General features: G+C 40.7%; 8 protein-coding genes. 2 read left to right on the top strand and 6 right to left on the bottom strand.

The features are described 5' to 3' along the window. Positions 1–22: 22 nt before the first annotated feature. On the bottom strand, positions 23–5,365 hold the full coding sequence (locus BLU33_RS09600; protein ID WP_091371665.1) for an Ig-like domain-containing protein: 5,343 nt from the start codon (positions 5,363–5,365) through the stop codon (positions 23–25). A gap of 441 nt (positions 5,366–5,806) precedes the next feature. After that, positions 5,807–7,297, bottom strand: a complete 1,491-nt coding sequence (locus BLU33_RS09605) for a gluconokinase (RefSeq protein ID WP_091371666.1) — start codon at positions 7,295–7,297, stop codon at positions 5,807–5,809. Positions 7,298–7,611: 314 nt separating this feature from the next. Between BLU33_RS09605 and BLU33_RS09610 the strand changes: the two genes are divergently transcribed. Both BLU33_RS09610 and BLU33_RS09615 read left to right on the top strand, forming a co-directional pair. Next, positions 7,612–8,076 (top strand): sigma factor-like helix-turn-helix DNA-binding protein, encoded by a 465-nt coding sequence (locus BLU33_RS09610; RefSeq protein ID WP_091371668.1) that lies wholly within the window; start codon positions 7,612–7,614, stop codon positions 8,074–8,076. Next, entirely contained in the window at positions 8,076–8,576 is a 501-nt protein-coding gene (locus BLU33_RS09615) for a hypothetical protein (RefSeq protein ID WP_091371670.1), read from the top strand. Before BLU33_RS09610 ends, BLU33_RS09615 begins: the two co-directional genes overlap by 1 nt. Here the strand turns inward: BLU33_RS09615 and BLU33_RS09620 are convergent. The 4 genes from BLU33_RS09620 to topA form a co-directional block, all read right to left on the bottom strand. Further along, positions 8,573–9,049 (bottom strand): GNAT family N-acetyltransferase, encoded by a 477-nt coding sequence (locus BLU33_RS09620; RefSeq protein WP_091371671.1) that lies wholly within the window; start codon positions 9,047–9,049, stop codon positions 8,573–8,575. The two genes, BLU33_RS09615 and BLU33_RS09620, sit on opposite strands and share 4 nt — an antisense overlap. Positions 9,050–9,072: 23 nt before the next feature. After that, positions 9,073–9,780 (bottom strand): 3'-5' exonuclease, encoded by a 708-nt coding sequence (locus BLU33_RS09625; protein ID WP_091371673.1) that lies wholly within the window; start codon positions 9,778–9,780, stop codon positions 9,073–9,075. 125 nt (positions 9,781–9,905) lie between these two features. Beyond that, the gene (locus BLU33_RS09630) at positions 9,906–10,310 is read right to left on the bottom strand and encodes a hypothetical protein (protein WP_091371674.1); all 405 of its coding nucleotides are present in this window, start codon (positions 10,308–10,310) and stop codon (positions 9,906–9,908) included. A 95-nt stretch (positions 10,311–10,405) separates the two neighbouring features. After that, positions 10,406–12,742 (bottom strand): type I DNA topoisomerase, encoded by a 2,337-nt coding sequence (gene topA / locus BLU33_RS09635; RefSeq protein WP_091371676.1) that lies wholly within the window; start codon positions 12,740–12,742, stop codon positions 10,406–10,408. Positions 12,743–12,817 lie beyond the last annotated feature (75 nt).

Consider the following 12,817-nt stretch of genomic DNA (forward strand, 5'->3'; position numbering starts at 1 on the left):
TATACCTAATTTCAATAATTTATTACTTAACAATAGTTACAGAGCCGGAAAGTACCTGGCTTTTAACTTTGGTATCAATTACATAATAATATACACCCATTGGTAATGGGCTACCATTATAGGTGCCATCCCATGGTGTATTATATCCTACTGAATGAAATACCTTTGCGCCATACCTGTTGAAAACATCAACAGTAGCGTTATAATAAGCCACCAGGCCTACAACGTTCCACTGGTCATTTATGCCATCTCCATTAGGTGTGAATGCGTTAGGTACGTTTAATTGAGGCGATACCACAATATTAACCGAACTTGTACTGGTGCAACCCAAAGTGTCAGTAACCAAAAGGGTATAGGTGAGGTCCTGATCTCCTGTAATAACGGGATTCTTTACAGTATTATCGTCTATGTCTATTTTCGGGGTCCATAAATACTTCACAGTTGGGTCACTTACCGTTGGCTCTAAAGTTATTTTGCTGCCGCGTAACACGTACCTGGTGCCTCCGGCATTAACGGTTGGTGGCGGCATGAAAGTTATAACCAGGCTATCAGTTGGCTGATAACATTTGCTATTTGAATTATTTGTTAGATATAGCTTTACTGAACCTTGCTTTATATCATCAGCACCTGGGACATAAATAGCATTTAAAGCAGTGGCATTTGGAAGAAATTTTCCTGTTCCTCCTGTCCATGTGCCTGATGCTCCCGGAACTTTTATTGAACCTTTTAATTGGATGCCTTCAGTTTGCGAACATACAGTTATATTGCCTCCCGCGCTCTCACCTGAAAATGTCGTGAATGTTACTGTCAGGGAAGATGTAGAAATGGCGCAATTATCTTTACTGGTGGAAGCTAAAGTAAGCACTACACTGCCGTTTGCTATATCTTGGGCTGAAGGTATGTAATGTGAATTTTTTATTGAATCGGCTTCAGGTGAAAACGTTCCGCTACCGGCGGTTGTCCAAATACCTGTACTGGTGCCCCCGGATATAGTACCATTAAGCGGTACTGACGGTGACACTAAGCAAGTTGGAAAACTGACGCCTGCCGTAGCAATAGGCGGATCATCAACTTGTACTGTATCAGTTTTTGGCGGGCTTGTACATCCACCAATAATAAGATATACGCTATATACGCCACTGGCACTTTTAGCAGCCGAAACAATTGTTGGGTTTTGTAAGGTAGATGTAAAGCCGTTTGGCCCTGTCCATAGGTATTTTGCGCCCGGAACTGGATTGGTACTCAATTGAATAGTGCTATTTAAGCATACCGGCGAGTTGCTGGTAGCTGAGGTAGGTGGTGCAGGTACAAAATTAACCGTTGCTGTATAGATGAATGGTGTTGATGGTACGCATCCGTTACTCATTGGTGTAATAATGTAGTTAACTTTTATAGGCGCGCTGCTGGTATTTACCAATGCCTCGTTAATTGATGATGTTGTTTGATTTGATACAGCCGGGTTACTTATACCAGCCACTGCTGCACGTGCCCATGTAAATGTGGCTGATGGTATGTTTGATGTAATAGTATAGCTTTGAGGTACGCCGCTACATGCTACCCCGGTTTTGGGACTGGTTATCGTTACTGCTGGATTAACAGTAACTACCAGATTGAACGATACACCGTCGCAGGTTGAATTATGGTAGTTAAATACATACGTTACGTTAATAGGAGCGTTTGTGTTATTGAATAAAACCTCCTGTATAGTGCCTGTTTGCCCTGATACCGGTGAATTTGTTATGCCCGGTACTGCTGCACGTGTCCATGTATACGTAGTAGCAGGGTCATTAAATTGAACGGTATAGTTGCTGGAAATGCCATAACATACTGTAGCCACAGCCGCGCTTTTTACAAATGGTTCGGGGTTTACAGTAGCAACATAAGAAAATGCAGCGCCCGAACAGCCGTTAGCTAATGGAGTGATCAAATAGGTTACCTTAATTGGCGATAGGGTAGTATTTGTTAATGTTTCAGTAATGCTTGATGATGTTTTACCTGAAACCGCCGGATTACTTATTCCTGCTACAGCTGCACGTTTCCATACAAAGGTAGCTGAAGCAATATTTGAGGTTATAGTATATGCTTGCGGTTCGCTGCTGCATATATTAGCTGATGGAGCACTTGTTATCTGCGGTAATGGATTAACTACAACATTAACCTTTGTTCTTGTATCTGTACAGGTATTACCTGTAGTTTGTACATAATATGATGTATTTGAAGTTAAAGGCGGCGTTATAAATGGGTTACTTACCGATACCAGGTTACCACCAACAGGTGCATCATACCATGCATAGTTGCCCGCTGTCGATCCTGCACTACTTGCTGTAAGTGTTGCTGAAGAATTACTGCATATGGGCCCGATAGCCGCAACTACTGGTTGAACAGGTAATGCTGTAATATTAACTGTTACTGCTGTTCTGGGGCTCGTTAAGCCGGCCACAGTTGTTTGTACGTAATAAGTGACAGGATTTGTTAATGCAGGGGTTGTATATGAGGCTCCTGTTGCTAATGGGGTTCCGCCTGTGGCAGCAGCATACCAAACATAAGCCCCACCCGGAGCGGTAGCGGTTAACGTGGCGGTGGTGCCCGGGCAGATTGTAACGCTTGTAGTAGCAGTTGGTGCTTTAGGTACTGTACTGGTAGTGAATGTTATGGTTACTGAAGCTGATTTATTAGCACAGGGTGCTTCAGAATTACTTGTGGTTAAAGTAAGTTTTACAGATGTTTCACCAGCCTTTGGTGTGTAAATGGCTTTCAATGAAGTAGGGTTGGTAATTGTGCCTTTGCCGCCAGTCGTCCATTTTACTGTTACACCTGATGGGCCATTTAAAGTTCCGGCTAACTGAACCGGAGTATTAACCGGTACTGATTGATTTGGGCCGGCAGTTAAAATTATCGGCTGGCTAATAATTAAGGTTTCCGGATCGGAAACGGTAGGACAAGACCCGCTTGATATGGTATTGGTTATAGTATATGTTCCCGGTTTGCTTTTTTGCAGATCTACTTCACCTGTACTAGCATTAAAAAATACCAGGTTTGGAGATGAGGCAGTAAATACTCCTGCGCTCCCTGAGCCGGGGGCTGAGAAAAGTGCTATAGGATTAGAGCCACTCTGGCAAACGGGGCTATCATAAGTAAATTTAGGGTTTGGATTTGAAGTAATAGTGATAAAGGTACTGGACGTTGATGTACAGGTACCAGCTTCTGAATAAAATATCTGGTATCTCCCCTGGGGGCTTAAGGTAGTATTAATGGTACCTGTTGTAGGGGCAATAATCAAAGTGGCAGGTATAGCACTAAACGTTCCACCCGGGTTGTTAATTTTAGGTGTTTGATTCCCGCCGCCACTGGTACAAAATGTACCTGATGAGTACTGAAATTGCGGGCTTGGTATAGAGATCACCTGTGCAATAACCGATGTTAATTGACTTGTACATGAGGTAGGAGATATGTTTTCAACATAATAGGTTGTACTTGCCGATAATGAAGGTATGGTATAAGTTGCACCGGTGGCTAATAAATTTCCATTGCTGGCTGCATCATACCATTGGAAAGTACCACTGCTTGCGCTTGCTGTCAGGGTTTGTGGTGATCCAGGGCATACTGGCGGGCCGCTTACCGCTTTAGGGGCAGTTGGAGCCGGATCAACAGTAACTGTTACCGCGGTACGTATAGTAGCACAGCCATTTATTGTTGTACCTTCTACATAAAAAGTAGTAGTAGCAGTTAATGCGGGCGTAATATAATTTGCACCCGATGATAAATAATTGCCACCTGTTGCTTTATCATACCATGTATAGCTACTAAATCCCGATGCGGTAAGCGATGTGGCATTGCCCGAACAAACCGATGTGCCTGCTGCTTTAGGGCCTGCCACCGGTGCAAGTATTGTAACTTTCACGGCTTTTCGCGGGCTAACACAACCATTTACTGTTGTTTGTACATAGTAGGTGGTGGTAGTAGTTAATGCTGGTGTAGTATAACTGGAATCAGTAGCTAATAATTTTCCGCCGCTGGCGCTATCATACCATTGGTATATACCTCCCGGGGCAGTTGCCGTTAGCGTTGCTGTTGAACCGGCACATATCAATGGTTCCGAAGCTGATGGCGCATTAGGCGGCGTGTTTATAACGACATTTATTGGTGTACGGCCACTTGTACATGATGAATTACTATTTTGAACATAATAAGTTGTTGAATGAGTAAGAAGCGGAGTGGTATAAGTTACCGTACTTGACAGCATTGTACCACCAGTTGGTGCGTCATACCATTGATATGTGCCTGAAGGTGTAGTGCTGGCCGTTAACATGATGCTGTTGTTAGGGCAAATGGTATCTGTTTGTGCAACTGGTGGTGCCGGGTTGGGGTTTACCGTAACAGTTACAGGTGTTCTTACACTAACACATTGACTTATTGATGTTTGTACGTAATATGTGGTTGTGGCTGTTAATTGAGGCGTAGTATAGTCAGGACTTGAAATTAAAGATGTACCTCCGGTAGGTACATTAAACCAGTCAAATATTCCGGATGATGCATCAGCATGCAAGTGTGCCGAAGAACCTGAACAGATAGTAATATTTGCAGCCGTAGGTGTAGGAGGGGTGGGGATTACTCTTGCTGGTACTGTAATTGTTGAGCTGGTACAGCCGCTTTTAATTCCTACTAAATAGTAATTGACATTGCTTGTAATTGGGGGAGTAGTATACGTTGAAGTACTACTTAGCAAATTACCACCCGAAGGTGCATCATACCAGGAATAGCTATCGGCACCGGTTGCTGATAATGTAGCTGTACTGCCAGAACATACGGTATCTCCTGTAGCTATCGGATTGCTAACAATGTTTACATATACTGGTGTTCTTGCACTTGTACATCCTGAAATTGTTGTTTGAACATAGAAAACAGCAAATTGTGTAATATTTTGAGTAGTATAAGTACTTCCGTCTAGCAGGAAGTTTCCACCTACGGGGGCGTCGTACCATTGATAATCACCACCGGGCCCTGTTGCAGTTAAAGTTGCGGGGCTATTACGACAAACTGTAACACTTTGTGCAGTTGGCGGATTAAGATTTGCGACATTAGTAATGGCTATTTTTTGTACAACAGGCTGGCAGCCAGAAGTTTTATCGGTTACTGTAACCGTGTAGGTGCCAACCTTGTTTACTGTTATATTGGGAGTTGTTTCACCTGTGCTCCAGATATAGCTATATGGTGGTGTGCCTGCTGATGCTGAAGCGGTTAAAATTACACTGCTTCCCGGACAAAGATTAGGGCTTGATGATGTAATGGATGCACTTAAAGTACATTGACTGTAACCGAAGAAAGATGAAAAGAGAAAAATTAAACCAAGTAAAGTACTCTTCATATATATTATAATGAATGCTGAAGAAAGTCAGTTTTATAATTATTATTTAGCACTGTGCTAAACCGTGTTTGGCAACTTGTATTGTTTGATATTGAATGAAATTGTTTCATTACAAAAGCTCTTTACAATGGTTGTTAAAATGCAGCTTTATCCCCATGCTCTTTTTTGTAAAACCGATTAAAAAAATTGGATGAAAAAAATATTATAATAAATAAATAATACACTTATTGTCATCAAATAAGGCTAAATAATAAATAAAAAATAATATTTATTACTAGCTCCAAAAGATATTTTTTATGCATTAAAAATCCCTTAAACTTAACGATTTGATACTGTATAATTGAAAATTATACGACATTTATAATATTAAAGTTTGCGTTTTCGAGAAAAATATGCAGATATTCCTATAGGGAAAATTATATTTTCTTGTTATGATAAATATTACATATTATGCAATAGATGCATCGTTTCTTTCAAATTTTGGTACAGGGTTTTGAAAGCAGAAAAGCCTTGATTGTAGGCTTGATGAGTGGGCTGATGGGGTATCAGGCTCATTTCAGTAACTGGTGGTTTTTGTGAGATATGCAGATCTAAATTAAGTGCATCAATAGCAAGAAATATTGCTCCCATTGCAGATGCGTCTTCCTGTTGAACGATTACTAATTTTTTGCCGGTAATATTTGCCAGCATCTGTGTCCAAACGGTTGAAGTAATAAAACCGCCACTTATATTTAGTTGATCAATTGGAGCCGCTGATTGTTCCACAGTTTGGAGCACATCATACAAAGCAAAGCAGATACCTTCAAGTCCAGCTCTTAAAAAGTGAGCCTGCGTATGTTGGGGTTTAATATTAAAAAATACGCCACAGCTTTGGGTATCCCAAAGGGGTGCTCTTTCGCCATATAGATAAGGTAGAAATATTAAGCCATCACTTCCGGCTTCAATAGTTGCAATCTGGTTGAAAACAGTATCGTAATCGCTGTGGCCAGGCAATTGTTTATTAAGGAATGTTTTTATTAGCCAATTTAATGCTATGCCGCCATTATTTACTGCACCACCGCAAACAAAGGTTTCCTTTTTCAGCAAGTAATTAAACACCATGGCCGGGTAATTATATACGGGTTGTTTGCTTGTAATACGCACAGCGCCGCTGGTGCCTATGGTTAATGAAGCTGTTCCGGGTTCAGTAACAAAACTTCCTAAATTTGCGCAGCACCCATCGCTGGCGCCAATAATAAATGGAGTGTCAGTATTAAGCTTTAATGATAATGCGAGCCCCTTGTTTAAATCAGCACGTTTATAAATTGTATTTACCGGTTCCGAAAGTTTATCCTCTGTAATACCAACCAAATCGCAAGCCGTCGGGTTCCATTTAAGGTTTATAATATCAAACAGGCCTGTTGCCGAAGCAATAGAACAATCAACCTGGAATTCATTAAAAAGTTGATACCATATATATTCCTTAATTGAAATGAATTTATGTGCAGCAATAAATAACGCATTTTGATTTTCCCGAAGCCACATCAATTTGCAAAGCGGAGTCATGGCGTGGATAGGGGTGCCCGATGTTTTATAAATAAACTCACCCTGTGCAGTAGCTCTTAGTTTCTGGGCAATATCCTCGCTGCGGGCATCGGCCCAGGTAATCATATCAGCCAGCGCTTTTCCATCAGCATCAACAGGAATAACACTGTGCATGGCACTGCTCAGGCTGACAGCATAAGGCGGATACCCAATTTTTTTTACAGTATCAGTAATACAACTGATAAATGCTTCAAAAATTAATGCTGGATCCTGTTCGCTATAACCAGGCTTAGGGCTCTTAACCGGATAATAATGTTGTGAAACATCAATTGGCTCACCACTAAAACTAACAGCCACTGCTTTAGTACTACCAGTGCCTATATCAATCCCTAACAAATATGCTTGCATTTATTATTTGTATTAAGGCACTAAAGTAGTTTTTATACCAGTAATACAGGCAGGATAAATCAACTTCATGGTTATTTTCAATGGGTTTATATAGACTAAGTATTAGTTTATAAATATTCATCTACCCGGAAATTTCTGTTGATATGCTGTTTATAGATTATGAACCGGCAACAAATCATATTGTTTACAAATAGTGTGCTATTAATTATTTTTTTAATATAAAACATAAACCTTATTTTTATACTACACTAGTTAATTTAACAAACAATACCGATAAAAGGTATATTGCGTTTGCGCGCGAGACAGGTTTTAATTTGAAGACGGAAAAGCAAATATCAATAAACTTATATCAATACAATGTACGCGAGCTTTATGATAGGTACTCGGGTATGCTGTTTGGTTATATTTATGAAATAGTAAAAGATAATAAACTCGCGGAACAGCACCTTATAAATATCTACAATTTTATACCTGACCATATTAACGAATTAGCTGATGAGGGAACTAATACCTGGGGCCAATTGCAGCAATTAGCTAAAAAATATTTGGAATATTCTATAGGTACAATACACAGCAGTCAATTTAACGGCGCGGATTTAAGTAAATATAATGGGCGTAACAGGTTTTTGGGTTTAATGACCCATGAACAAAGGCACGTGTTTTATAACGCTTATTATTGCGGAAAAACAATTGCAGAATTATCTGAAGAATTAAATAAATCAGAAGAAATGATACGAATGGCTTTAAAAGAAGCTTTCATAATAATAAAAAAAGGGTAGTGGATATTCAGGAATACATAGAAAGTGGGATACTGGAAACTTACGTACTGGGTATGGCATCTGAAGCCGAGGCCCGGGAACTTCTTCATTTTAAAGAGAAGTACCCTCAGGTACAAACTGCTTTGCATGAGTTAGAGAATGACCTGGAACTTATTGCTGAACGAATGGCTATTACGCCTCCGCCCGGAACCTGGAGTAAGATTGAAGCAAGTATTAATGAATTAACTGCTATACCTGAATATGAACAACTAAGGCTTAAAGAACCGGGCAAGGAAAATGGCTACGATTTTAAAACGGCAAACAGGGACTATATAGAGGTAGCCGAGTCACAGTCAACCCATATGACGATTCATAAGAGTTGGAAATGGGTATTTGCAGCCGTATTTGTGTTAGGTAAGATATTTCTTGCCTGCGCCATATATTTCTACCTTGAAAACCGCCAGGCCCAACAGCAGATACAGGAATTAAAAACTGAACTCAGGCAAAATCATTTACGCTAAACTATCCCTTGCAGCTCTTTTCGCAAGCATACACTATTTGTTAACGTAATGTATGGGCCATAATTATCAATCACCTTGTAGTTTTGTTTGTTATACAGATTTACAGCCTCAGTATTAGTTTTCAGGGTCTCAAGTACGGTATATTTAAAACCTTTTTCGGCTGCCCATAATTCCAGTTCCTTTAAAATGCCCGATGCTATTCCATTACCACGCGCAGTGGGACTAACAAACATCCTTTTTATCTCAACACTATCATCATTATACTGCTTAAAGCAACCGCAGCCTACCGGTTTATCATTTAAATAAATTACAACAGCTGTATCCAGGTAATCCAGTTTATTATGTGGAGTATAATCAGCCTGAGCTTCGCCATTCAATTCCTGCAGGAATTTATCCAGCAAGCTTACCAGCGAGTTAAAATCAGGGTCAGTATTATTAGTTCTTTTTAACCTGATATCGGGCGATAAATTCATGGGTATTCTTTAAAACTATTAGGTTATTCAACAATGGTTATGCAATCGTCTGTTATCAGGTCCTCGCCGCGATATCGCCTTAACAACTGTGCAGTAGCAACTACATCCTTTTGACAATAGATACATATACGATCGAGCCGGTTTTCATTCCAGTAAACATTCGCCACCTGGCTGCCATCAATGTCATCCTTAGGAGTGGGGATATTAAAGATAGCGGCAAGTAAGGCAAGTGAGGTGTAATTTTTATAATCGCCGAATTTCCAAAGCTCCATAGTGTCCAGATGGTTTATTTCCCATGGTTTTTTGCCAGATAGTTCCAGCTGTACAGGGATTTTTAGGCCATTTACCAGCATACGGCGACATATGTACGGAAAATCAAATTCTTTGCCGTTATGCGCGCACAGGATCAAATTGCTGGGCTGGCTGGATAGCATTGCTGAGAATTTCTCCAGTAATTCCTTTTCATCGTGCGAGAAAAAGGATTTTACGCGTAGTCCGGTTTTTTTACCCCCGGTGAATATACCTACTGAGATGCAGATGATCTTGCCAAACTCGGCCCATATACCGGCGCGTTCATAAAAATCTTCCGCGGTTTCTTCTTTACGCTGGCTTAGCGTTTTTTTATCCCACAATTTCTGGAAATTTTCAGGTACTTCATCGTGGCTGCTGTATTGGGGTACAGTTTCAATATCAAGCACCATCAGGTTGTGCAGGTCGTATTGTTCAAGCATGGAGGTAAATTATAAAATTTGAATGTCATTTCGACGAGGAACGGGGAGAAATCTTTTGCACCATGCAATTGCGCTAATGCAGATCGAAGAAGATTTCTCACTATCGTTCGAAATGACAGTGAGAATTACCGTATCATAACCCCTGGTTTATTCACTACCGGCAGTTTTATAAAGTTAAGCTCAACTATGCTTTCGGGTAAAAAGATGAATTTTTTATCGTAGATCTCCTTGCCGATGTAGTAGCTCAGCCAGTATTCATTATTGAGGCCGAAAGTAGCCTCGTCAATGGGTTCTATCAATACAAATGAATTGCTCTCAACAATTGGGAACATATGGCGCAGGGTAGAGGTCTTTACCTGTTCGCCATCTTTTTCACCGTAACCTTTTGAGGTGACCAGCACGTTTTCAATCGGTACACCTTTAAGATTTATTAAATATACATACCAGATCTTGGTTTCAACGCTCTCTTTCTCCAGCGCAACCGCTATAGCTATATCCTCAACAATGTTTTCCGGAAGGTCTTTAATCATTTTGGTTGATTGGGTATATCGGTTGATTGAGTTAATTAAGTTGAGAATAAAATTAAACTATTCACCTAATCAACTAAATCAACCAGTCAACTGAATTATTTTTTCTTTGCAAACTTTTTACCACCTTTTTTCGGCTCCTTTTCAGCAATAGCTGCCAGTGCTTTACACTCTTCAAAGGTTAATTCAAGCGGATCTTTGTCTTTGGGTATCTTAACATTTAATTTGCCAAATTCAATATAGGGGCCCCAGCGGCCGTTCAATATTTTTACAGTAGGATCTTCGTCAAACGCTTTGATCAGCTTTTCTGCATCTTTTTTGCGTTTCTCCAATATCAGCTCAATTGCCTGCTCTTCAGTAAGGTCAAGCGGGTCAATACCTTTCGGCAACGAATAAAAAGCGCTGTTATGCCTTACATATGGGCCGAACTTGCCAATGGCAACGGTCATATCCTTGTCCTCAAAAATGCCAACCTTTTTAGGTAATTTAAACAATTCTAAGGCATCTTCAATGCTGATGGTCTCAATGCTTTGGCCTGAGCGCAAACTCGCATATAGAGGCTTCTCCGGCTCTGCATCGGTTGCGTTTTCACCTACCTGCACAAACGGACCGTATCGACCGATACGTACTGATATTTTTTTACCGCTTATCGGGTGTACGCCTAATTCACGCTCGCCGGTTGCTTTATCAGCAGTTTGTATGGTGCTTTCAACATCCTTGTGAAAAGGATCATAGAAGGTACGGATCATATCCGTCCATTCCTTCAATCCCTGTGCTATCTCATCAAACTGTTTTTCAACACTGGCGGTAAAGTTGAAATCAACAATACCTTTAAAATATAACACCAAAAAGTCGTTTACAACTGCGCCAATATCAGTAGGGAATAATTTGCCTTTTTCGGCACCTGTATTCTCAACTTTTTCTTCCTTAACTATATTGCCGCTTTTAAGCGTTAATACCCTGAAAGCTCTTTGTTTGCCTTCACGTTCCTCTTTTACCACATAGCCACGGTTTTGTATGGTTGATATGGTAGGAGCGTAGGTTGATGGACGGCCGATACCCAGTTCTTCTAATTTCTTTACCAAACTGGCCTCGGTATAACGGGCAGGGGGGCGTGAAAAGCGCTCTGTAGCCGACATCTCCTGTAAGGCCAGGCGCTGTCCTTTGGTTAAAGGTGGCAGCATGGCGTTTTCGCCATCCTGTTGTGGTTCATCCTCTTCATCGCTTGATTCGAGGTAAACTTTCAGGAAACCGTCGAACTTCATCACCTCTCCATTAGCTACCAATTCCTCTTTACGGGTTGATATGCCGATTTTTGCGGTGGTTTTCTCAAATTGGGCTTCACTCATTTGTGAAGCAATGGCGCGTTTCCAGATCAGGTCGTATAGACGTTTTTCAGAACCATCACCGTCAATACTATGCTGGTTAAAGTAAGTAGGGCGTATAGCTTCGTGAGCTTCCTGTGCGCCTGCACTTTTGGTTTTATATTTTCTTTGCTGGTGATATTTGTTACCATATGCTGATACGATCTCATCTGCAGCTGCATTTAATGCAGTATCAGACAAATTGACGGAATCGGTACGCATGTAGGTGATAAGTCCGGATTCATATAGCTTTTGGGCTACCTGCATGGTGCGCGAAACTGAATAACCCAGTTTTCGACTGGCTTCCTGTTGCAGGGTTGATGTAGTAAAAGGTGCTGCGGGTGAACGTTTTGCCGGGCGTGTTTCAAGTGAGTTTATATCAAAATCAGCGCTGATGCAATCTTGTAAAAACTTTTCTGCATCATCTTGTTGGGCAAACCTTTCAGGTAGCTCAGCTTTAAAAGCCTCTTTGCCTTTACCAAAAATGGCTACAATTTTAAATGCAGCCTCCGATTTAAATTTATTTACCTCACGTTCGCGATCAACAATAAGTCTTACAGCTACTGATTGTACACGGCCTGCAGAAAGTGATGGTTTTACTTTTTTCCATAAAACAGGAGAAAGTTCAAAACCAACCAGCCTGTCTAAAACACGGCGGGCCTGTTGTGCATTTACCAGGTTGTAATCTATTTTACGTGGATTTTCAATAGCACGCAAAATTGCGGGCTTGGTTATCTCATGAAAAACAATGCGTTTGGTATTGGCTTCTTTTAGTCCTAATGTTTCAAATAAATGCCACGATATGGCCTCTCCCTCACGGTCCTCGTCCGATGCCAGCCAAACCATGTCGGCTTCTTTGGCTAATTTCTTTAAGTCGCTAACTACCTGTTTTTTGTCGGCAGGAACTTCATATTTTTGTTCAAAGTTATGAGCTATATCTATTGCATCTTCAGACTTAACTAAATCACGAATATGTCCATAACTCGACTTAACCGTAAAATCTTTGCCGAGGTAGCCTTCTATGGTTTTGGCTTTCGCCGGTGATTCAACTATTAATAGATTTTTAGCCATTTAATCAGGTTATTTTTTGCAAATAAAACATAAAGAAAGCGAAACGCAAATTTGTTTTTTGGAATGATGCGCCGA

It is taken from the genome of Mucilaginibacter mallensis (assembly GCF_900105165.1).
Lineage (GTDB): Bacteria > Bacteroidota > Bacteroidia > Sphingobacteriales > Sphingobacteriaceae > Mucilaginibacter > Mucilaginibacter mallensis.

Excerpts from the sequence above, each read along its gene's own strand:
- BLU33_RS09625 (WP_091371673.1), bottom strand. The coding sequence starts at position 9,780 with ATGCTTGAACAATACGACCTGCACAACCTGATGGTGCTTGATATTGAA.
- BLU33_RS09605 (WP_091371666.1), bottom strand. The coding sequence starts at position 7,297 with ATGCAAGCATATTTGTTAGGGATTGATATAGGCACTGGTAGTACTAAA.
- BLU33_RS09600 (WP_091371665.1), bottom strand. The coding sequence starts at position 5,365 with ATGAAGAGTACTTTACTTGGTTTAATTTTTCTCTTTTCATCTTTCTTC.
- topA (WP_091371676.1), bottom strand. The coding sequence starts at position 12,742 with ATGGCTAAAAATCTATTAATAGTTGAATCACCGGCGAAAGCCAAAACC.
- BLU33_RS09620 (WP_091371671.1), bottom strand. The coding sequence starts at position 9,049 with ATGAATTTATCGCCCGATATCAGGTTAAAAAGAACTAATAATACTGAC.
- BLU33_RS09630 (WP_091371674.1), bottom strand. The coding sequence starts at position 10,310 with ATGATTAAAGACCTTCCGGAAAACATTGTTGAGGATATAGCTATAGCG.